This is a genomic window from Clostridium yunnanense (assembly GCF_016595795.1).
GTDB lineage: Bacteria > Bacillota > Clostridia > Clostridiales > Clostridiaceae > Clostridium_AR > Clostridium_AR yunnanense.
Window position 1 is genome coordinate 37,148 of the sequence record NZ_JAENHN010000050.1, and the last position, 21,589, is coordinate 58,736.

At 32.1% G+C, this 21,589-nt stretch carries 23 protein-coding genes and 1 riboswitch; of the genes, 2 read left to right on the plus strand and 21 right to left on the minus strand.

Annotation, left to right across the window (positions count from 1 at the left end; genetic code table 11):
* Positions 1-101: 101 nt before the first annotated feature.
* From JHL18_RS18710 to JHL18_RS18745, 8 genes are all read right to left on the minus strand, one after another.
* Positions 102-419 (minus strand): hypothetical protein, encoded by a 318-nt coding sequence (locus tag JHL18_RS18710; protein ID WP_200272046.1) that lies wholly within the window; start codon positions 417-419, stop codon positions 102-104.
* Between the two features lie 403 nt (positions 420-822).
* On the minus strand, positions 823-1,161 hold the full coding sequence (locus tag JHL18_RS18715; protein ID WP_200272047.1) for an arsenate reductase family protein: 339 nt from the start codon (positions 1,159-1,161) through the stop codon (positions 823-825).
* Positions 1,162-1,194: 33 nt separating this feature from the next.
* Positions 1,195-1,689: a hypothetical protein gene (locus tag JHL18_RS18720; protein ID WP_200272049.1), complete on the minus strand. Its 495-nt coding sequence runs from the start codon at positions 1,687-1,689 to the stop codon at positions 1,195-1,197.
* 194 nt (positions 1,690-1,883) lie between these two features.
* Positions 1,884-3,179, minus strand: a complete 1,296-nt coding sequence (locus tag JHL18_RS18725; RefSeq protein ID WP_200272051.1) for a homoserine dehydrogenase — start codon at positions 3,177-3,179, stop codon at positions 1,884-1,886.
* Positions 3,180-3,245: 66 nt separating this feature from the next.
* A complete protein-coding gene (locus JHL18_RS18730) occupies positions 3,246-4,565 on the minus strand; it encodes an aspartate kinase (protein ID WP_200272053.1) in 1,320 nt (439 codons plus the stop codon).
* 18 nt (positions 4,566-4,583) lie between these two features.
* Positions 4,584-5,471, minus strand: coding sequence for a homoserine kinase (gene thrB, locus JHL18_RS18735; protein ID WP_200272055.1), 888 nt, complete (start codon positions 5,469-5,471; stop codon positions 4,584-4,586).
* 8 nt (positions 5,472-5,479) lie between these two features.
* Positions 5,480-6,961 carry a threonine synthase gene (gene thrC / locus JHL18_RS18740; RefSeq protein WP_200272057.1) on the minus strand — a complete coding sequence of 494 codons (1,482 nt, stop codon included), beginning with the start codon at positions 6,959-6,961 and terminating at the stop codon, positions 5,480-5,482.
* Positions 6,962-7,121: 160 nt separating this feature from the next.
* Positions 7,122-7,213: riboswitch (glycine riboswitch) on the minus strand.
* 411 nt (positions 7,214-7,624) lie between these two features.
* Positions 7,625-8,218: a hypothetical protein gene (locus tag JHL18_RS18745; protein WP_200272059.1), complete on the minus strand. Its 594-nt coding sequence runs from the start codon at positions 8,216-8,218 to the stop codon at positions 7,625-7,627.
* A gap of 223 nt (positions 8,219-8,441) precedes the next feature.
* On the opposite strand from JHL18_RS18745, the gene JHL18_RS18750 reads away from it, so the two are divergent.
* Positions 8,442-10,907, plus strand: a complete 2,466-nt coding sequence (locus JHL18_RS18750) for an Ig-like domain-containing protein (RefSeq protein WP_200272061.1) — start codon at positions 8,442-8,444, stop codon at positions 10,905-10,907.
* A gap of 350 nt (positions 10,908-11,257) precedes the next feature.
* Positions 11,258-13,141 (plus strand): M48 family metallopeptidase, encoded by a 1,884-nt coding sequence (locus JHL18_RS18755; RefSeq protein WP_200272063.1) that lies wholly within the window; start codon positions 11,258-11,260, stop codon positions 13,139-13,141.
* A gap of 206 nt (positions 13,142-13,347) precedes the next feature.
* Here JHL18_RS18755 and JHL18_RS26350 read toward each other — a convergent pair whose 3' ends face one another.
* The 13 genes from JHL18_RS26350 to JHL18_RS18815 form a co-directional block, all read right to left on the minus strand.
* The gene (locus JHL18_RS26350; RefSeq protein WP_274600977.1) at positions 13,348-13,470 is read right to left on the minus strand and encodes a hypothetical protein; all 123 of its coding nucleotides are present in this window, start codon (positions 13,468-13,470) and stop codon (positions 13,348-13,350) included.
* A 128-nt stretch (positions 13,471-13,598) separates the two neighbouring features.
* Positions 13,599-14,087, minus strand: coding sequence for a hypothetical protein (locus tag JHL18_RS18760; RefSeq protein ID WP_200272065.1), 489 nt, complete (start codon positions 14,085-14,087; stop codon positions 13,599-13,601).
* Positions 14,088-14,790: 703 nt separating this feature from the next.
* Positions 14,791-15,063, minus strand: coding sequence for a DUF6881 domain-containing protein (locus tag JHL18_RS18765; protein WP_243277978.1), 273 nt, complete (start codon positions 15,061-15,063; stop codon positions 14,791-14,793).
* Between the two features lie 253 nt (positions 15,064-15,316).
* Positions 15,317-15,727 carry a DUF6258 family protein gene (locus JHL18_RS18770; RefSeq protein ID WP_200272069.1) on the minus strand — a complete coding sequence of 137 codons (411 nt, stop codon included), beginning with the start codon at positions 15,725-15,727 and terminating at the stop codon, positions 15,317-15,319.
* Positions 15,728-15,745: 18 nt separating this feature from the next.
* On the minus strand, positions 15,746-16,003 hold the full coding sequence (locus JHL18_RS18775) for a hypothetical protein (protein WP_200272071.1): 258 nt from the start codon (positions 16,001-16,003) through the stop codon (positions 15,746-15,748).
* Positions 16,004-16,401: 398 nt separating this feature from the next.
* Entirely contained in the window at positions 16,402-16,929 is a 528-nt protein-coding gene (locus JHL18_RS18780; protein ID WP_200272073.1) for an SMI1/KNR4 family protein, read from the minus strand.
* Positions 16,930-16,943: 14 nt separating this feature from the next.
* Entirely contained in the window at positions 16,944-17,279 is a 336-nt protein-coding gene (locus tag JHL18_RS18785) for a hypothetical protein (protein ID WP_338025485.1), read from the minus strand.
* 284 nt (positions 17,280-17,563) lie between these two features.
* Complete coding sequence (locus JHL18_RS18790; protein ID WP_200272077.1) at positions 17,564-18,046, minus strand: hypothetical protein; 483 nt, start codon at positions 18,044-18,046, stop codon at positions 17,564-17,566.
* A 13-nt stretch (positions 18,047-18,059) separates the two neighbouring features.
* Entirely contained in the window at positions 18,060-18,434 is a 375-nt protein-coding gene (locus tag JHL18_RS18795) for a hypothetical protein (RefSeq protein ID WP_200272078.1), read from the minus strand.
* 290 nt (positions 18,435-18,724) lie between these two features.
* The gene (locus JHL18_RS18800) at positions 18,725-18,979 is read right to left on the minus strand and encodes a DUF7660 family protein (protein ID WP_200272080.1); all 255 of its coding nucleotides are present in this window, start codon (positions 18,977-18,979) and stop codon (positions 18,725-18,727) included.
* Positions 18,980-18,995: 16 nt separating this feature from the next.
* On the minus strand, positions 18,996-19,304 hold the full coding sequence (locus JHL18_RS18805; protein WP_200272082.1) for a ParB/Srx family N-terminal domain-containing protein: 309 nt from the start codon (positions 19,302-19,304) through the stop codon (positions 18,996-18,998).
* 301 nt (positions 19,305-19,605) lie between these two features.
* Positions 19,606-20,118: a HEAT repeat domain-containing protein gene (locus tag JHL18_RS18810; protein ID WP_200272084.1), complete on the minus strand. Its 513-nt coding sequence runs from the start codon at positions 20,116-20,118 to the stop codon at positions 19,606-19,608.
* Between the two features lie 14 nt (positions 20,119-20,132).
* On the minus strand, positions 20,133-21,589 hold a 1,457-nt coding region (locus JHL18_RS18815; protein WP_200272087.1), incomplete at its 5' end, for an RHS repeat-associated core domain-containing protein.

Sequence of the window (21,589 nt, forward strand, 5' to 3'; positions counted from 1 at the left end):
ACAAATATATAAATAATTTTATACATTGAATTATAGATAAACTACTTCATATTAGAATTTATCCAAATATAGATTGCACTTGGAACTGGTTTATCTATAGATCAAAACACCAAATTGAATATTATTATAAGAGTTAGAAGGGCAAGTACAAATATAGCAGAATTCTTTCCAGCCTTAGCCCACATATGATCTTCATATTTATCTCCAATAAAATACGCTATTACCACCATAGCTAAAGCATAGAACAAAGTATAATGAACCCCCATATGTCCATCAGACCAAGCCTTTAGACCGAAGGAGGCTAATACTATATCGCCCAGCACTATGTTGTTACCAAAACTGAAAGATAGAATAAGTGATAATACTAGCATGATTGGAGAACAGGTTCCTATCCCTACCTTTTTTCTTACATTATCCAAGTTGCTCACCCGCTTCTATTAAGGTATTTTAACTTTAATTTATAAATGTTTTATTGGTTATATTATCTTCCAAAATAGATTTAATATGCTATTAGTTACAAAACTATCATACTAATATAGATATCTACAATATTATAGAACATTTGGTATAATATTACAATCGTTTTCATATGTCTATCCTTAGAAATCCGCTTATATGACTTTAATTAATATAAGCAGGCGAATATGATTTATTTTTTACTGTTTATCCTAAATAACTGTTCTAAACCCTTGATATTTTTAGGTTTAGCTTTTAAAAAATTTTATAATTTCCTATACAGTAAAAAAGTCATTATTAGGCCTTATCAAAAATGTATAACTTATCTTATAATCTTCGATAAAAGTCTAATAATGACTCACTTGTCTAATCCCAATTTTCCCACACCTTAGGCTCATAACCTACTGTTGCAAGTTTTCCATTTCTAACAATCGGTGTCTTATAAAGCTTAGGGTTGTTTAAAAGTATTTCTTCTTTTACACTATTATTAATAATACGGTGTAAATTTAATCTTTCATAGTCCTTACATTCTTTATTTATTAAATTACTTAGCCCCACGGCATTCCTTACCGTTTCCAACTCTCTCTTCCCTAAACCCACCATATTTAAATCAATAAATTGGTACTTTATCTTTCTTTCTTTAAAATATCTTTCTGCTTTCTTGGTGTCAAAACACTTCTTCACTCCGTATATTTGAATATTCATATTCATTTCTCCTGATTTAGTCTCACACTATAATTAAGATCCATTTATTCTACCACAAATAGTCTGTTGAATCTCATCATCTATTTTATTTATATTTCTTATCTTATAGCTATTTTTATTTCTTGTATATTTAATATTTACTATATATTCTTCTTGTACACCATTTTTACTTACAATTAACTTTACAGTTCCACGAGGATAATCTACATTATCCACTTTAACTTCTTTACATCTTTCTATCCTTACACCACTGGCTCTTTGCCGCTTGAGATTTTTAATCCAATTACCTCTCTTATTATCTTCATTTAAAGCAAAGCTAGTTTCCTTACCTACTTCACCATAATCTAAAAACATAAAAGCAGCTTCATATTTTTCTTCAATTATATTATTGAAAAATTCTTCAGTTTTATATTCTAGAGTTTCTTTTTCACTGTTTTTTACTACTGGGTACCCAACAGCAAAGATAGCTACTACTATCAATATACTTACTATTCTTTTGTTATCTCTGAGCCTCTTATAAAGGTTCATATAAATCTCTCCTAAGGTTTATTTTGTATATTGTGATTCAAAGAAACTTTTTGTAAATATAGTTAACACTAATATTTCATATTAAATAATTATTGTCAATATATATAATTTTTTTATCGATTTTTGGTTGTTTTGTAGAAAAATTAATCCCCAGTATATATTTTAAATACTGGAGATTAATTTTAGATATTATTTTATTTTAGTCCGAGCTTCTCTATTCTTATTACATTTTCAACCTTTTTTATTATATCTAAATCATTAATTTTCTCTAAAGATTTATTTATTTTTCCTTCTAAAGTATCATGAGTTACAATAACTATGGAAACAAGTCCTCTATCTTCTCTTCTAGCTTTCTGTATAAATGAAGCTATACTTACTTGCTCTTGTCCGAATATAGTAGCTATCTCGCCTAAGACACCTGGCATATCTTTTACTGTTATTCTTAAATAATACTTGGCTCCTACATTATCCATCGGAGCTATTTCTTTGTCCTCATATCTACTTGTTACTATACTTGCTCTATCGCCATCATTTCTTAATACGGATATTATATCTCCAACTACAGCACTACCTGTTGGAAGCTCTCCAGCCCCTCTTCCATAGAGCATAAGATCTCCTACAGCATTTCCTTTTATAAATATAGCATTAAAAGAATCATTAACATTTGCTAGAGGATGTATTGCTGGAATCATTGTTGGATGAACCCTAAGTTCTAACTTTCCATCTACCTCTTTTACTATAGCAAGCAGCTTAATAACATAACCAAGTTCTTTAGCATACTCAATATCTTTTGAAGTAATCTTAGTTATTCCTTCTCTATAGATGTTATTTACATCAACATTTGTCTCAAAAGCAAGAGTTGTTAATATTGCAAGCTTGTATGCCGCATCATAACTTTCTATATCTGATGTTGGGTCCGCTTCTGCATATCCTTTTTCCTGCGCTTCTTTCAGAGCATCTTCAAAATCCATTCCTTCTAATGTCATCTTAGTCAGTATATAATTTGTAGTACCATTTATTATTCCTATGACTTCTTCAATCTTGTTCGCAGTCAAGCTTTCATTGATTCCATGTATGACAGGTATTCCACCAGCTACACTAGCTTCAAAATTTACTATAACTTCGTTCCTTTCAGCTTCTTCAAATATTTCTTTTCCGTTAGTTGCTATGAGTAGCTTATTGGCAGTAACCACATGCTTTCTCTCTTTTATAGCCCTTAATATATAATCTTTTGCAGGCTCTAACCCACCCATAACTTCAACTATTATCTTAATGCTGTCATCATTAAAGATCTCCTCAGCATCAGTTGTAATAAGCTCTTGTGGCACTTCCACATCTCTTGCTTTATTTTTATCCCTAACTAATATCTTTGCAATCTCTATATCATATCCAGCTCTTTTTATAATAGCTTCTCTATTAGTGTTTAATATATTCCAAACACCTTTCCCTACATTACCTAGCCCTAATAATGCAATTCTCACTTTTTCCATTATAATTCTCCCTCTTCAATGTATTCTTAATTTAAGTCCCCAATTATCTACTGCAAACCAGATTACTTATTTAACAAAAGCACCATAAATAGCTCTATAAGCTTTTTCAAAATCTTCGTTTTCCACACCGATTATGACATTTATCTCACTTGACCCTTGGTTTATCATTCTTACATTTACCTCTGCTTCTGAAAGACTTTTAAATATATTAGTAGCAACACCTTTAGTTCTATTCATCCCCTTACCAACGGTAGCTATTAAAGCCATACTAGGATAAACATCTACAGTATCTGGATTACATTGTCTTTTTATCTCTTCAAGTATAATCTCAAGTTTATCTGCTACCTGGCTCTCTTCTATAACTAAAGATACAGAATCTATACCCGATGGCATGTTCTCAAAAGAAACTCCGTTACTTTCAAGTATTGTTAAAAGCTTTCTACAAAAACCTTGTTCAAGGTTCATAAGCATCTTTTGAATCGCGATTACAACAAAATCCTTCTTCCCTGCTATACCTGTAATTGTATCTCCATAGGTTTGAACTCTCTGTTCATCAACTATGAAGGTTCCTTTATCAGTAGGTTTATTAGTATTTCTTATATTTATAGGTATACCTACATCTCTAACTGGAAAAATACTCTCTTCATGAAGAACTTTTGCGCCCATATAAGATAGCTCTCTAAGCTCCTTGTAAGTCACATACTCTATAGACTTTGGATTTTCAACTATATTAGGATCTGCCATCAAAAATCCAGAAACATCCGTCCAGTTTTCATAAAGTTTAGCACTAGTACATCTTGCTATTATAGCTCCTGTAATATCTGAACCACCTCTAGAAAAGGTCTTTATTTTGCCATCTGGCATCGCTCCATAAAACCCAGGTATAACAGCTTTTTCTACATCTTTTAATCTTTCTCTTACAGCCACTTCAGTAGCGTTCATATCTAAAGTGCCGAAATGCTTAAACTTTATTATTTCTGCTGCATCAACAAATTCATAGTTTAAAAATGCTGCAAGTAATAATCCATTTAAATACTCCCCTCTGCTAGCAGTGTAATCTGCTGAAGCACCTTCTTCTATCTTTTGTTTTATCTCCTGAAGGTAATTTTCTATATTAATGTCAACCTTGAGGTCTAAGGCTAAAGTCTTATATCTATCTTCAATATGCCTGAATACATCTTCAAAGGATATTTGATTCTTTGCATGCTCATAGCAAAGATATAACAAATCAGTTATCTTGTAGTCCTTTTTAAATCTCTTTCCCGGTGCTGAAGGCACAATAAATCTTCTTTGTGCACCTTCAATAACAATATTTTTTACTTTATTAAACTGCTCACTGTCCGCTAGTGAGCTTCCTCCAAATTTAGCTACAACTATATCACTCATGCTTTCCCCCCTAATTATTTATAAACTCGAAACTATAGCCCCATCATTATCGATATCCACTTCCAATACCTGCCAGTTATTTTTAAGTGTATCTAAATAACCTTTTATATTGGTAGAAAAATCTTTGTCATCTTTTCTTAGCATAACCATAATAGTTGGTCCAGCTCCGCTTAGAAACACAGCTAAAGCATTTTGCTTACTGCATTCATTTTTTATATCATAAAAATTTTCTATAAGTCCGGCTCTATAATCCTCATGAAGTTTATCTTTGCAAGCAACCTTAAGAAGGTCTAAATCACCATTTGACAAAGCAGATATCATGAGAGCTACTCTGCCTATATTATAAACACCATGTTTATAATCAATACTCTTCGGAAGTACTGCTCTTGCTTTTTCTGTAGATAATTTAAAATCAGGCACTAATACACAAAGCTTAATTTCTTCTTTTATATTTATTTTGTTATATATAGTCCTACCCTCTTCTGTCACCGAAACAGTCATCCCACCATATAAAGCTGGAGTTATATTATCAGGATGTCCTTCCATCTCTGCGGATAATTCTAAAACCTCTTCTTTGCTCAAAGGACTTCCTGCAAGCTCGTTTGCAGCTAGGATTCCACCAACTACGCATGCTGCACTACTACCAAGCCCTCTTGATACTGGTATATCACTTTCAATCTTTATACTTAATCCTTTTGGTTTATATTTAATCCTATCAAAACACTTTTTCATAGCTACATATATTAAGTTATCTTCATTCTTAAATTCTTCATCGCAACCTTCAAACACAAGTCCTTCTTCTACCTCTTCTACAACAAATCTATTATATTTCTTTACTGCTATTCCAAGACAATCAAACCCTGGTCCTATATTTGCACTTGTTGCAGGAACTTTAACTTCTACCATATCATCACCTATAAACCCAAAAATTCTTTAATTACGTTTCTCATATTTTCTTTATTACATGTTGCCTTATGAATCACTGGTTTACTTTCCAAGTTCAATATACCTTTAGGTATCTTAATATCGAAATTTTTAGAAAGAGTCTCTACCATTTTAAAGTCTGAAGCTTGTTCTTGCTCAAAATTAAGAGCTTCATTAACACTTCTAGGAAATTTGAAAGGACTGGCTGTTGACGCTATCACCGTTACAGTATCATCTTTTGTTTCGTTTTTATATTTTTCAAAAACTTTGTAAGCAACAGCCGTATGAGTATCTATTACATATTTTGACGAATCATATACTTTTTTTATTGCATCAACAGTTTCTTCTTCTGTGGCAAAGTCCCCGTAAAACTCTTTAAGTCTATCTTTCATAGCTGCACTTACTTCATATCTTCCTTCAGTCTTTAATTTGCTCATGAGATCTCGTATAAACTCTGAATCCTTACCACTTATCTCATACAAAAATCTTTCAAGATTACTAGAGATTAATATATCCATTGAAGGAGAATTAGTAACTACAAACTCTCTATTTCTATCATAAACACCTGAACTTATAAAGTCAGTGAGCACCTTGTTCTCATTTGAAGCACATATAAATCTTTCTATAGGTAAGCCCATATTTTTAGCATAAAAAGCAGCAAGTATGTTACCAAAATTGCCTGTAGGTACTACAACATTTATTTTTTCTCCATCCTTAAGCTTTCCTTCTTTTAATAAACTTAAATATGAATATACATAGTAAACAACTTGAGGTATAAGTCTTCCTATATTTATGGAGTTTGCAGAAGATAGCATATATCCTTTAGCTTCTAGCTTCTTGTTGAAATCATCATCACCAAATATATCTTTCACTCCATTTTGAGCATCATCAAAGTTTCCTTCTATACCTACTACAAAGGTATTATCTCCTTCTTGAGTTACCATCTGTCTTCTTTGAATCTCACTTACTCCATCTTTTGGGTAAAAGACTATTATCTTAGTTCCCTCAACCTTTGCAAAGCCTTCAAGCGCAGCCTTACCAGTGTCCCCAGAAGTAGCAGTAAGAATAACTATATCCTTATCTATTCCTGTTTTATTTGCTGCCGTCTTCACAAGGTATGGAAGTATGCTTAAAGCCATATCTTTAAATGCTAAGGTTTTTCCATGAAAGAGCTCTAAAAAATATGCTCCGCCTGCATATTTTAATGGTGCTATTAAAGGATTTTCAAACTTTTCATCATATGCCCCGTCTATACACGTTTTAAGCTCCTCATCAGAAAAATCGTCTAGATATTTCTTTAATATATAAAACGCTAATTCCTTATAATTCATTTCTTTTAACTCATCAAAGGATTTATCTATCCTCGGAAAGTTTTCTGGAACAAACAATCCTCCATCTTCAGCTATGCCCCTAACTATAGCTTCTGAAGCTGTGACCAAATTTTCTTTTCCCCTTGTACTTTTATAAAGCATTATTTAGCCCCCTTTTAATAATCTAAAACTTTTAATTAGTCCCCAATATATAAACAAAAAGAGACTAGTATTAAACTTAGTCTCTGGAAATACGGCTTTTGATATTCAAATAACTGAAAAAAAGCTTAATAAGCTAAATAAAGTTAAACTGAATACAATATCAAAATCCCCTGTCCTTTTACCTGAGAGTTTCACCACATCTTTATGGCTTTCCCCTTCGGTGCTCCTTTGAGTCTCTCCAGAGGTTCGTCCAATAACGGTTTAATCCCGCTACCTTCATCCGAATCTATAAAATTATTGTAATTATATATCAAAATATTCTAACAAGTCAATGAAATAGTCAGAAATATATGAATTTAATAGATATACCATTTTATTAATTGTTTTCAATAGGATATTTGTAATCGAGGATGGAGGTTATTTATAAAATGGTATATCTAAGGATGTATCACTTCAATTCTAAAACTATTTTCAAAACTCCTCTGTGTTCTGAGAGGAGAATTTGAAAATATAAATTATATAATGAAGTGATACATCTACCTGAAGCATATAATCTAGTATATGTTTCACCTACAAAGATGTACCACTCATTAATAAAACTTATATTTCTAAAAATAAGCTTCTTGTCCAACTGGTGCAGTGGATCATGCAGCTTCACTATATTCATTCTTCTCTATTTAGATTTATAGCATTTCTTGTTGCTATAAGTAAGCTTCTAAATTCATCCTTTGGCACAATGAGTTTTAATGTCTTCGTCTTCTCCCTTTTTGTCTTAACAGTTATTTTTGCTACTCTATTTAATGAAGATTCAGAAGCATGCCCTTCTTCAATCTCTTCAACTCTATTCCAGGGTATGAGCTCTCCATCAGCTGCAAGTATACCTTCTCTACTTATTATGGTGCTTGTATTACTTTCTCTAATTTCAAAAAACAACGTAACTACTATCATAATTACCATTATAACAAACTGTATTGAGTATATTGACGTAGGATTTTCAAGGCTTTGAAACCATCCCCATACTGTATCAGTATCTTGGTGAGTATCCTTATTACTTCGAGATATTTCTACAAAAAACCAGATTACCAAAGGTACTAAAGCTAAATCCAAAACTAAAGCCCACTTACCTCTGCTCTTATATTCGAACCATTTTTCTCTTATAAGTCCAACATTCAAAACTCTGTCATTGTAGCTTTTTATTAATTTTATTACATTAAAAACATAGCTTAATAATATAAAAAGTACATATAAACTTATCATAACTCCTCCATAATAAATCAATAACCCTATTATACAATAAGCCACTTCATTTGTTAATATAATACTTTTATACATTATTTTTTTAATATAATAACAATATTTTATTATTTAATGTGATTTAACAGCAATCCTCTTACCTATTATTAACTTAATACGTATAATATTAGTGTATTACGATGCAGATAATAAAGTATTATTATCAAATACTTAAAAGGAGACTATTATGTTAAACAAAAATCTAAGAAAAAAGCTAGCTCTTTCTCTAATTTCTGCTTTTGCATTATCCCAGTTCTTTAACTTCTCACCTTTCCTTAATGCTCATAGGATTGTGACAGCGAAAGCCGATACTTTAACCTATAGCTGGAACAATACTATACCTGAAAAAATTCCTGCCGCAGGTTCAAGCAACGGAAAATTAGTACTCTTCGACAACTCCCATGATGAAACTGCCGGAGCCGCAGATTGGGTTTTAGATGGAGGTTTCTCTGACTTTGCAGACGCTCTTGTTTCAAAAGGCTATACTGTAAGAGAATATAGAGGAGTTGATAAAGATGGTGATGGTGCTATCCGTTATTATGATGACAGACAATCAGCTAATGTAGACAAAAATGAAGCAATTATAACCTATGACGCTATAAAGAACGCTGATGTTTTTGTTATGGCTGAAGCTAACAGGCCTCTAACTCAAGCTGAGTACTCAGCTCTTAAACAATTTGTTGATTCAGGAAAAGGATTGTTTTTTATAGCTGATCATTACAATGCTGATAGAAACACTAACACCTGGGATTCAACAGAAGTCTATAATGGTTACAATAGATCTACCGATACTCAATACAATCTGGGCGGAGTTTACGGTGATATGAGAAACCCTCAAAGTGCAACCTCAGGCTGGCTTGCACAAAACTTTGGAATCAGATATAGGTTTAATGCCATAGATTGCAAAAGCGGTGTTTCTGGAGTAAAAGCTTCCTCTTATTCAGAAGGAATAACTACTGGTGTATCTCCTATTCTTATGGCCGCCGGCTCAACTCTAGCAATAACAGATCCTAACAAAGCTAAAGGAATAGTTTATTTTTCATCTTCAGATACTCCTGTAAAATGGGGTAGTGCTGCTGATACTGGTCTTTATTTCGGAGGAGAAAATGAAGGACCTTATGTCGCTATCTCGAAGCCTAGTGCTGGTAAGGCTGCATTTATAGGCGATTCCTCACCTATAGAAGATGCTACTCCAAAATATCTAAGAGAAGATACAGGAAAAGCAAAATCAACTTACCCAGGTTGGACCGATACTGGAAATGCCGCTACTCTTTGCACTAACATAATTAACTGGTTATCTAATAGTGAAAGCTATATGGGCTTTGATGGAGTTAATCATGCTAAAGGCACTGCCACTCCAACACCTATGGCTGATATTGAAAAAACTCAAACTCAAGCTGAGCCTTGGACTACTCCAAGCTACAATCCTTGGAATACAGATAACTTTGCTAACGGTTCCTACGGAGCCCCTTATAGCGCTTCAGGTTCATCTGGCGGAGGTACGACTACTGGCTTAGTAAAGCTTTCATTATATCCTTCATATGTTTATGTAAATGAACCTTTCACTATCATAGATGGTGGTACAGCTTCAAATCCTCAGATTGGCGCTTATAACACTAGTACTGGAGCTCAAATAGGTCAGCTACTAGTAAACGGAAGTTGGACTTCTGCTGGATACAATACAATCTCAGGAACTGGCCCTTTAGCTGCAACTATTAGAGTGAACACTTTAGCTTCCTCCACTACCTTAAAGCTTAGAACTTCCGATTCCTCTACATCTGATAAGCAAGCCGTAACAGGTTTATCCTCTGGGTACGGATATCTTCAAGGAACAATTCCTAGCTCACAACCTACTGATGTAGTTGCAGCGGTTCAGAGTGGAACTATACTAGGAACCGCTCAAGTAGACTCAAATAACCAAGCTAAAATTGCAGTAAAATCAGGCTCCGGAATAACTCTTTCACTTTATTCCTCAACAGGAGCAAAGAAGGCAGATTTAACTGGAACTTATAATGTATCAAACAGTCAAACTACTGCAATAGGTACCTCTACCGTTGTTCCTGTTGCTTCAGTAACTCTTGATAAAACCACTTTGAGTTTGACTACTGGAACTTCTTCAACACTTACAGCTACTGTAGCGCCTTCTAATGCTACTAACAAAAACGTTTCTTGGACTAGCAGTAATTCTTCTGTTGCAACAGTTCAAAACGGAACTGTAACAGCTGTGTCTTCTGGTACTACAACCATAACAGTTACAACTCAAGATGGAAGTAAAACTGCTAATTGTACTGTTACAGTTACCACTGCTGCTTCTGGAGATACTTATGAACCTAACAATAGTACTACTAGTGCTTATACTATAACTTCCGGTTCTACTATAAGCTCATATATTTATAGTGCTTCAGATGTAGACTACTATAAGCTTAATGTAACAACAGCAAAATCCTTCACTATATCCCTTACAAATCTACCAAAAGATTACGATCTTACACTATATGATGCAAACGGCAAATATATAGATTACTCGGAGAATTCTGGTACAACCTCTGAGACCTTAACCAATACTCTGTCAGCTGGAACTTACTATATACAGGTTGTAGGTTATAACGGAGCATATAGTACTACAACACCTTACAAACTAACAGTTAACTAAGAATATCTAATTTACACTTTCTATATACAAAACAAAAACCGTGCATATGGGATTATAACTCCTTGTATGCATGGTTTTTTATACCCCAAACTTCAAGCCGTTTTTATTTACCCTTATTACTTCAAATTTTTCACCTTATAATAAACTATAAAACTTTTGTGCAGGTTAAATCAAATGACTTCAATTACTCTACAACTTATCTATGGATATTATAAAAGATCTAACACATCAATACATATTTTCATCCAAGCCCTTTTATGGTAGAATTTACATGGATACAAGCTGTTTGTTAATAGATATTTTCAAAATTAGTTAATTTTATTAACTTGAAGAATAGGCGGGTACATATTATGAACAAAAAGATAAGATTTAAAGAAAGATTTTTAGGAGCATTAGACATCCTTTTAACCGCAGGAATGGTATTGCTTGACTCAGTTATACTTTTATTTATCATTGCTTTTATTGATCAAGGAATTATTGCTGAAGAAGATATTGCAATATCAATAGTTACATCAATATTACTAGTAATACCACTGGCAATAGTATTTTTTCTACTCTCTAAAGCACTGTTCCCTATCTTCTTTCAAAAAGATGATAACACCGATATCTTTATTGTGAAAAGAGAAGATTTTCCAAAGCTATATGAAACCATAGATGAGGTTCGAAGCATCTGCAAATGTCCTAAAATACATGTAGTGGCTTTGGATTTTAACAATAATGCCTACATAAAGGAAGGCTCAAAGTTTTACCTAGCAAATTGGAAAAAACGATATCTAGTAATTGGAGTTCCACTTTTACTATCATTAAACGAAAGGGAACTTAAGGCAGTATTAGCACATGAGTGTGGTCACTTAAGTAAAGTCCATGGTAGAAGTACATATAGAATTTCTCAAAGAATAAATAAGTTGCTAAAGCGTTTAGATAAGCTAAAGAAGAAGGGAAAACCCAATTCTATAACTGCTAGATTGATAAAAAGATATATAATAGTACTTAATAATCTATACTTTCAAGTTAGAAAAAATAATGAGTTTGAAGCAGATATTATTGCTTCAAGAGCTGTAGGTAAGCAAGCTCTTATAAACTCATTGATTAAAATGGAGTTTTATGACGGAATTTTTAATAGGTATTTTTGGGATTACATAACGAAATTAAATAATACAAGCGAAAAAGTTCCCAAAGATATATATTTCCTGATGGAAAACGCTATGAAGGGTAATCTTGAAATACCTATAGAAGTATATAAAAACTTTTTAGATCAAATAAAAGTATATTATTCCTTACCAGGAAGTACTCATCCTTCTATTGCAGAAAGAGCTGAATCGTTAGATGCTACTGTACCTACAATTGATGGTAGTTTCAATGGAGATTTACTTTCAATATTTAGAGATGATTACGAAAGCGCATTAAGAACTCTATTTAGAAGCGAATCTAATAGTATCCTTAATAATATGAGCTTAAAATGGAAAGAACTTTTCGAAACACGATGGAAGGAAAATTATGAATACATATCAGATTTAAAAACATCCTTACATGATTTAGAATCTATAGAAAAAGAAAGTGGATTGACTCAAAAGCAACGTATTGACCAAGCCTTTTTAGTAGAAGAGCTTGAGGGCATTAACGCTTCCCTTAAGGTATTTAAAGAAGCAGTAAAAGAAGACAAGCTTAATATTAGTGCTAAATTTCACATAGCTCGAATATTTCTTTTGAAAGATATAGAAGCAGGTGTAGAGTTTTTTAATACTCTTATGAACGAAGATACGCAACTTATTCCTAATAGCTGCTATCACCTTATTAATTATTACCTACATAATGGCAATAGGTCTGAAGCAGTAAGATATTATAATTATGCTGTAAACTTTATGAAAACCAATAAAGAAGTGCTCGCTGAGAGATCTAACGTATACAAAAGTGACGATTTCTTACTACATGATTTATCTTCAAAAACACTGGATAAAATCAAGCATGAACTGGAGAAACATGAAGAAATAAAGAAAGCTTATATAGTAGTAAAGAAGTTAACTATCTCCAAGGACTTTCCTCTATACATAATTGCAATAAAATACAAAAAGTCCTGCAATAAAAACAAGATAAAATCTATTCAAGCTAAAATAATTAAAGGTATATATAATGAAGAAATATTACCTTGGGATTTTCAAATCATCCCGCTAACTAGTAAGAATATAAGTATTGAATACAATGTTGATAGTATATTTGGAGCGAGGATTCTATAAACGTTTAATAATTTATGCTCCCCAATCGGGGCATAGTTTGTCTTAGTATAAAATAGTGGTAGATGTTGAATATTTTCAACATCTACCACTATTTTATACTAAAAAAAGCAATTAATTAGCTATTTATTTTGTACTTATTCTACTGCATTATTAATAATATGCATTCACTTATTCTTATAAAACTTTTGGTTTTATTTGATCTTACGCTACGATTGTATTTTGCAGTAAGGCACACATAAGTTATGCATTAACCATGATATTTCTTCATTTCTTATCATATCAATAGCTACTGAAATTTGAGGATATTTATCTATTATATCCTTTTTCAATTAATATATCTCTTAAATCCACCCAGTCTTCATCATTGCTGAGTGTAGTTCTATTAATTCTAATACTTCTTGTTTATGTAATTGATTCATACTATACTTTCCGCCTAAATGTAGCTGTCATTCTAATGCTATTTACATTCTTCATCCAATTTGCTCTTGTTTTCTACTTCAATAATTAGATTATCGACTGGATTATATGGAGCACTCATTGAAATATGAAACAAACTATATTCTAATTTATCTACTGAAGCATTTAATACTTCGTTTGTAGTTACGCCCATATCAGCAAATGATGCTAATATTATCTTTAAATTAGTTATCCCCTCTTGTCTAATTATATCTTTAGTTATTTTTATGAAATCTGATATTAGCTTAGGCGGAGCATCATTTATATCTTTCCATTCATCTATTTCTCCAATAAAGTCATCATATTCCAACTCAACAAATATTTGTTTCCTATAGTTCTTAAAATACTCCTTCTTTATATTTCTTATATCTTTTTCTAGAATCACTTTGAATCCGATGTTTTCATATGATAATAGCTTTTTAATAACTTCATTTTCGGCTAATATGCTATCAAAAGTCAGGAACTGAGTACAATCAAAATTTTCTCCCATAAATAATCCGACTCTCCTTTTTAGTATTTAGATTTACATAGTTTTCAACAACCTCATAAAGACTAGTCTCTATGAGGTTATATATTATTTTTCTTAATGATTTTGAATCCAATTATCCTGCTAACGATACTTCCCATTATTTAAGTAATCGTATAGTTGTTTAACATCTTTTTCGCTTGGAGAAGTAACTCCATTGTCTATTGCCTTTCTTCCAACACCACCTTTAACTTATCCATTAGGTAATATATTTCTTACAGGTTGATGAACATGGGGTCAGTCTTTAATGATATTTCAATTTTAGCATTGTTTTCTACATAACCCTTTAATGTTCTTTCTTCTGGATTTACTTGTATTGGATTTCTATAATTTGAGGCTTCTCTAGCAGCCCTACTCTCTTCAATATTTCTTAGTACATTTTCTCTTATGCTAGGGTCTGCCGCCCCCTTGGGGCAGAGTCTGTCTTATTATCTTTTAGCGGTAGAGTCTACTATTTTCAACATCTACCACTATTTTATCACTGAAAAAAACAATGAACTAGCTTACTTATTTTTCAGCTAGTTCATTAAGTCTTTATCTTACTGCATTATTACAATTATGCAGTCTAGTTATTTCGTTGTCATATTGATAGTACTATACTCTTGTAGCTAACTATTTTATGCAGTCTACACTTCTGTTTTTTGAATTGAGTTCTACTTATATCATACTATTTATTCTGGATTTTAAACCATACCTTTTCAAAATCCTCTTTTGTAATCTCCATTGCCTTAAATTCAGGATTGTCGTTAATTTCATTCAGGTCTTCTGGAAACGGTATTTCTCCTAATCCAGTTTTACCAATATCAATATTCTCATATGCATAACCATATGTTCCATCCTTAAATAATTCGACCTTTCTAGTCTCATATCTCTCATCATCTATTTCAGAGTAAATTTTAACTGGTTCATCACTAAAATCATGAACCCATTCAACACACATATATTTCAATTTTATCACCTCAGTTCTTTGTAGACATACCATAATTAATTATTCTGTTAGTTATATCTATTGTCCTTCATTTATATCACATATCTTTTTTGTAATATTTAATCCACTAATATCACTCTCTAAATAATTATTTAATTTCTTTGCACCCATGACCTTCTTAAATATTTATGTAAAATAGCCATGAAAACAACCCCAGCATTGACACTTGTTGTGGCATGCTGGGTTGATTTATTTTTATATTAAATTAATTACATATTTTAACCTCTGGATTAAGTGGGTCTTCCAAATAAACTCCTTTAGTATTTAATGTAAGTGTTACTTCTCTACATTCTCCGCATCTATTGTAGGAGCCCATATGTAACACTATTTCATATTCACTTTCGTCATCAGTCAGCTTTGTAATTTCCCAATCATATAACTCATCATTTGGAATAATTCCTGGTGGATTAAAGCTAAATGTTTCTACATCAGTAAAAACTATTAATCCGTCTTCAATATTCTCATCATTATAGAAATTCCACAAACCATCATCACTTCGTATTCGTGATATTAAATTAATCTGTATCTTTAGTTCACTTTTTTGAGAATCTATAACAATTGATTTTATAAACCTGTCTCCTACATAGATAGTTTTTAAAAATTCTTCTAAGTTCATTGCTTAACTCTCCTTATTCTATTTTCTTGTCTTCCAATGTGCATCAGGCGACCAAAAGTCTACTATATTTCCATTTACATCAATACTAGGACCCGAACCACTTTTTCCTGGTCCTGTTCCTTCCAAATGACCATGTCCATGATTTTGTCCCGGCATATTTTTATGACCATTAGGGTTATTTCTTTGATATACCGACCCATTAGGATATGTTGTTTCTAAATCTAGCCCTTTATATCCAGATAGTTGTAGTGGTCTTCCGCATTTTGGACTAATCATAGCATTGCCTTTAGTGTCAACATATATTGTTTCAACTTCCCAACCAGTGTTTTTATCTATTGTTGTCCCTATATCTCCTTCAGCAGCTTTCTTTAATTTTGCTTCAGCATCTAGCCATCTTTGTGATTTAGGGTCATCCGCCCCCTTGGGGCAGAGTCTGTCTTATTGCATTTTAGTGATAGACTTTAGCATCTTCAATATCTACCACTATTTTATCACTCTAAAAAGCAATGAACTAGCCTACTTATTTTTCAGCTAGTTCATTTTGTCTCTTTCTCACTGCATTATTACAATTATGCAGTCAATCTTATTACACACTTTACCAAGTTATATATACTTACACATATTATCTTTTTATGCATCTATTCTATCATTAATTTTGTAGTAAGCGCTTAATTCTATTCTGTATCAATACCATCATAAGCATCACCATATGATATATAATCCTCTTTTAAGAAGTACCAATATTCACCTCTATTTTCTACTAGTTGCATTAATAGCTCAGTAAAAGATTTTGCAATTATTGTTGTACTTCCAACCTCTGGATAACTGTCCCAGAATGCTTTATAACATTGACCTAGACGTTCTTTATTTAAGTCTATAACTATATAATCTGAGTTATATAAGTCAGCTATTATAAACCAATCCTTTGATATTTCATTATCATAAGTTCCTTTTTCTATCTCTGCATTAATGATTTCTTCTCCTATTATTACAGGGTTAGCGCTAATAAACTCTTCTGGTGTTACAATCTTAACTGCATACGGAGCACCTTCGAATAAACTAATACCCCCACATATTTTATAGAACTCAACTAAATCATCTGGTGCTTCTAAACCATTTGGTAGACTAATCATGCCTGATGGTTGGTAAACAGTGCAGTTCTGTAGAGAACTTACTTTCTTTATTATCTCTTTAATATCCATTGAACACATCTCCTTTACTTTTCTAATCCATATGTATATTTATTAAATTCTCTATAATATTCAGCTCTAGCATCTTGCGGTACTTTAGCAGCATCAAACATTCTTTCTGAAAGCCCTTGAATTTCTCTTGGTGAAACATTTTCCCAATCTACTTTTCCTTTAAATCCATAGTTTTCATACTTCCACTTTCCGAATACAGACCTTGTTGCATTATGCTGTTCCTTTGTTAATGCTATCGCTGTTGAATCTGCTGGTCTAGGCTTATACCCTGGAATATTCTTCTGTGCCCACATATCCATTACACCATGGTGATTTTCTAATCCTGGGGTTTTATCACCATATTTTACAATATCGAATGGTTCAGCTTTAGTAACCCCCTTGGGGCAGAGTCTGTATTATTATCTTTTAGTGGTAGAGTTGAGTATCTTCAACGTCTACCACTATTTTATCACTATAAAAAGCAATGAACTAGCCTACTTGTTTTTCAGCTAGTTCATTTTGATTCTTGCTCACTGCATTATTAATATTATACAGTAATTTAATCTTGATATTTTATTAACATCACTCTACTATGTTAATTTAAATTGTTATAAAATGAGTTAATATCTAATTTTGCATTTAGTTATTCAACAATTTAATGTAAATCTAACTTTATTTTTTGTTCCTCAGCTAGTTTTCTATAAGGCTCCAACAAAGCTACAATTTTTTCAATAAATTCACAATCATCTATTAATCCATTGTTTTCATTTACCTCTTTAAATATTATATAGAAGTTTTGAATTTCATGTATAGATGAACTAGAACTTATATCATCTTCATCACTTAGTCTACTAATTAATTCATATAAGCTTATTCTCTTTTCTGTATATAACATATAGTAATATCCAACTACAACATCTTCTTGTAGAAATTCATTATTTTGATAATACGATTCTTCCATTCTTTTTTCATAGATAGCTTCGTATAATTCCTCTGTGTCTTTAGCTAATGAAACATTATATACCCATTCTTCAACATTATCATTATTTACTATTTCTTCATCAGCCCATTCTTGCCAATCTAACTTTGAATAATAACCGCTCATTACTGCTATATATATATAATTTGCTATTGTCATTTACTCACCTCTCTTATGGTGTATCCGGATGTAATCCTGGAACCCCGTCACCATGTTGTGCTGGATTATTATAAGGATTTGCGTGATGATGAGGATTTGTATGGGATGGAATATCAGGTCTACCATGGTCAGTATAATCATTATTACCTATTCTTCTTCCATACTTATCAAATATAGTTTCTCTTATATACGTTTCTCCAGTTTTACTATTAATCTTTACATCTTTAATACTTCTTTCTCCTGGTACTGTATATAATCGTTGCCTTGTGTTGATGTTTTTTCCATTCATCACTTTATATACAAATTCTCCATTTTCTTTTACTTTTTCAATTGACCCCGCACCTTGCTTCCAATATGCCTCATATCTAGCCGCTTCTGCTGGCTCCATCATATCAACAAAAGTTTTTTCAGGGTTACTTACCCCCTTGGGGCAGAGTCTGTCTTATTACTTATTTGCTATGAACCTTAGTGATTTCAATACCTAACACTATATTACCACTATAAATAATAATGAACTAGCCTACTTATTTTTCAGCTAGTTCACTTAGTCTTTCCTTCACTGCATTATTTAGATTATGCAGTGAATGCTATTACTGCTTTTACTGATTTTATATCATACTGCTATTTATTAATTTTATGCAGTCTCTCTATCTTTATTTATGCAGTAAGTGTATCTAACTATTCATAAATTTTTCCAACATAGAAAATAGTAGCAATAAAGTTCCAATCAACATTTTGTGGTACTTCAAGATTATTATTCTCATAATATCCTTCCATATCTTCAGTCCAAGATTGTATCGATAATAAATAATCTTCTACACTCTTATTCTCCCATTCCTCAGCATTACTTTTTCTATCATTTGCTAGCATTTCTAAAAATCTTAAAAAGTCCTCTTTAGTTTTAACATTTCTAATTTCTGTATATATATTCATTACCTAGTCTCCTTCTCTATTTTATAATCATACTTTCACCATTTCCTAGTTTTAATTTAATTGATGTTCCTCCATTTTTCGTTGTCATTTTCCACATTTGACTAGCTACTTCTTCTGGTGTAGCCCATTGTATAGGAATTTCATCTAATCCTGCCTGCTTAAAAGCACCTAATCGTCTATGGTCTAATGTCCATATCTTACCTGCATCATCTTTCCATACTTTTATATTAGGCAAGTCGCTCGGTTTTAATGTTCCATTCCTTAAAGCTTCTGCATTCTCAAGCACAGTATGACTTCCAGTCTGATTTTTTATTGAACTCTGCATAAAATGTACATCTTTAGGATTTAATGTTGATGGAAGTTCAGCTTGTGTAACCCCCTTGGGGCAGAGTCTGTCTTATTATGTTTAAGTGGTAGAGTCTACTGTTTTCAACACCTACCACCATTTTATCATTATAAAAAACAATGAACTAGCTTACTTGTTTTTCAGCTAGTTCATTAAGTCTTCATCTTACTGCATTATTAATATTATGCAGTGAATATCCTTACTACTTTTATTGATTTCTCTTATTTTCGATAAATATTTTAATTTTGTAGTAAGTTATATTTTAATTTTGAATCGAGTCTTAAATATTTCCCTCTACATCTTCAATTACATCAAGTAAAAAATCTTTAATCTCATCGTCCTCCTCAATACTTAGTTGGTTTTTCAATATAGTAATTACTCTATTATCTTGTATTTGTGACAATGAAGTTATTACTGACATTTTAATATCTTGATTTGAATCATTTAGCAACTCTACTAATGGATTAATTAATTTTACATCTGGAAATAGTGCACATATTTGAGCACACCAGTACTTAACTCCATTGTATTTACTTTTCAATGCTTCTAGTAAGCAATTCACAACTTTATCATGTTTAAATTTTAAAATTATGTCTTCAACTAATTGGTATACTCCCATGCCATCATATTCCCCAAAGGAATTTAAAAATAATGGTAGACATTCTTCATCTGGATTAGCTAAAAAGTATCTTCTGACTTCATCATACATACTTATTAAGCTTTCATCTAAATTCTTATCATTTGGCATTGGTTGATTTTCTTTTAAAAAACTTAATCCTTGTTCTTTATTCATCCTTAATTACCTCTTCATTTTTTTATAAAATTTCCTGTAGCTTCATTCTGCCTAATTAATTCTTTCAATTGTCTATTTATTGTACTTCTATCATAGCCTGCATCAGTTAATATCTTTTTTAGTTCGAATGCATCAGCAGCAAGATTTTTTCTTAAATCAGTAGGGTCAATATCCCTTGTTTTCTTAAATGTCCCTGTCAACTCATGTAAGTCTTTCCTGATATTAATTGTAATTCCTCTACCATGTGATGTTTCACTTATTGCATCTTGAACAGCATGATGCGGCGTATGTGTTTCATTTAATCCTGATTTTACATTAGCATATCTTGACTTGCTGTACGTACCAACATATAAATCTTCTCCTGGTTTTGCTAGTTGACTAGCTTCTCCTACCCCCTTAGTCCTGATTGCAGCATCATTCTCAAGATTGGATATTCCCTTTAAGAAGCTACCTTTATTATCTCCAGCAAAACTTCTCTCCGCAGCTTTAGGTGCTAAGCTACTAGTCATAGCTCCAATCTCATCAGTTGCAAATTTTGCTCCTGGAATTAACATAGATGCAGTAACAGCTGAATCTATCCAATGTTGTAACGAAAGTGGTTTATCAGGATTAATTGCTCCATTTATAGTACCTGCTATTCCAGCAGTCCAGTAGTTTATTCCATCGTATAAAGAATCATTTCTCTTCTCATATCTCTCAGTTACTCCTGGAAATACTACATTAAGAACTTTATTAAAACCAGTTCCTAGTTTTTCCGCGTCTAGTCCCTTTACATAATCAGCAACTTCTCCAGCCTTTACTGTTATACCTGTCTTTACTTCCTCTATCTTTTGTTTCGCATAGTTTGTCGCTACCGGTTTTACAACCTTATTATATACCGTCTTTACTGTTTTGTATGTGCTATTTATAGTTTTCCCCCAGCTATATACTGTATCTTTTGCATAATTAAATCCACTAGATATGGTAGATGGAAGGTTAATTACAGCATTATAAATATTACTTGCAGTTTCTTTTACATAACTTATTGCACTACTTACTACACTCTTTGCACTACTTACAAAGTTATCTATAAAACTTGGCCAATGTCCATTTTGATCATCATAAATCATTGGATTATTATTAACGTAAGTGTATAGATTTAAGCTTAGTGGATCATTTGCATTTCCTCTATAGGTATCTTCCTGCATGAATCTTGCTGATTCTGGATCATACATTCTATTTAACAGATAGTATTTTCCTATTTCCTCATCATATTGATATCCTGCATACCTATATGGGTTGCTGAAGGTTGATGTATTTTCTTGTACATTTCCAAAGGCATCATAATAGTAACTTCCTATTATTGCTCCCTTTCCATCTAATAAGTTTGTAACATCTCCATGTCCGTTGTACATGTAGTATGCTGTTGTATTCCCTGACTTTCTGCTTATTAGGTTGTTTCCATATACATTTCTTGCTTTTTCTGTTCCAG

Excerpts from the sequence above, each read along its gene's own strand:
- JHL18_RS18770 (WP_200272069.1), bottom strand. The coding sequence starts at position 15,727 with ATGAACTTAGAAGAATTTTTAAAAACTATCTATGTAGGAGACAGGTTT.
- JHL18_RS18715 (WP_200272047.1), bottom strand. The coding sequence starts at position 1,161 with ATGAATATTCAAATATACGGAGTGAAGAAGTGTTTTGACACCAAGAAA.
- JHL18_RS18765 (WP_243277978.1), bottom strand. The coding sequence starts at position 15,063 with ATGTGTGTTGAATGGGTTCATGATTTTAGTGATGAACCAGTTAAAATT.
- JHL18_RS18795 (WP_200272078.1), bottom strand. The coding sequence starts at position 18,434 with ATGGAGCCAGCAGAAGCGGCTAGATATGAGGCATATTGGAAGCAAGGT.
- JHL18_RS18805 (WP_200272082.1), bottom strand. The coding sequence starts at position 19,304 with ATGCAGAGTTCAATAAAAAATCAGACTGGAAGTCATACTGTGCTTGAG.
- JHL18_RS18750 (WP_200272061.1), top strand. The coding sequence starts at position 8,442 with ATGTTAAACAAAAATCTAAGAAAAAAGCTAGCTCTTTCTCTAATTTCT.
- JHL18_RS18720 (WP_200272049.1), bottom strand. The coding sequence starts at position 1,689 with ATGAACCTTTATAAGAGGCTCAGAGATAACAAAAGAATAGTAAGTATA.
- JHL18_RS18775 (WP_200272071.1), bottom strand. The coding sequence starts at position 16,003 with ATGATTAGTCCAAAATGCGGAAGACCACTACAACTATCTGGATATAAA.
- JHL18_RS18800 (WP_200272080.1), bottom strand. The coding sequence starts at position 18,979 with ATGAATATATATACAGAAATTAGAAATGTTAAAACTAAAGAGGACTTT.
- JHL18_RS18810 (WP_200272084.1), bottom strand. The coding sequence starts at position 20,118 with ATGAATAAAGAACAAGGATTAAGTTTTTTAAAAGAAAATCAACCAATG.
- thrB (WP_200272055.1), bottom strand. The coding sequence starts at position 5,471 with ATGGTAGAAGTTAAAGTTCCTGCAACAAGTGCAAATATAGGACCAGGG.
- JHL18_RS18760 (WP_200272065.1), bottom strand. The coding sequence starts at position 14,087 with ATGGGAGAAAATTTTGATTGTACTCAGTTCCTGACTTTTGATAGCATA.
- JHL18_RS18790 (WP_200272077.1), bottom strand. The coding sequence starts at position 18,046 with ATGACAATAGCAAATTATATATATATAGCAGTAATGAGCGGTTATTAT.
- JHL18_RS18755 (WP_200272063.1), top strand. The coding sequence starts at position 11,258 with ATGAACAAAAAGATAAGATTTAAAGAAAGATTTTTAGGAGCATTAGAC.
- thrC (WP_200272057.1), bottom strand. The coding sequence starts at position 6,961 with ATGCTTTATAAAAGTACAAGGGGAAAAGAAAATTTGGTCACAGCTTCA.
- JHL18_RS18725 (WP_200272051.1), bottom strand. The coding sequence starts at position 3,179 with ATGGAAAAAGTGAGAATTGCATTATTAGGGCTAGGTAATGTAGGGAAA.
- JHL18_RS18730 (WP_200272053.1), bottom strand. The coding sequence starts at position 4,565 with ATGAGTGATATAGTTGTAGCTAAATTTGGAGGAAGCTCACTAGCGGAC.
- JHL18_RS18745 (WP_200272059.1), bottom strand. The coding sequence starts at position 8,218 with ATGATAAGTTTATATGTACTTTTTATATTATTAAGCTATGTTTTTAAT.
- JHL18_RS18780 (WP_200272073.1), bottom strand. The coding sequence starts at position 16,929 with ATGGATATTAAAGAGATAATAAAGAAAGTAAGTTCTCTACAGAACTGC.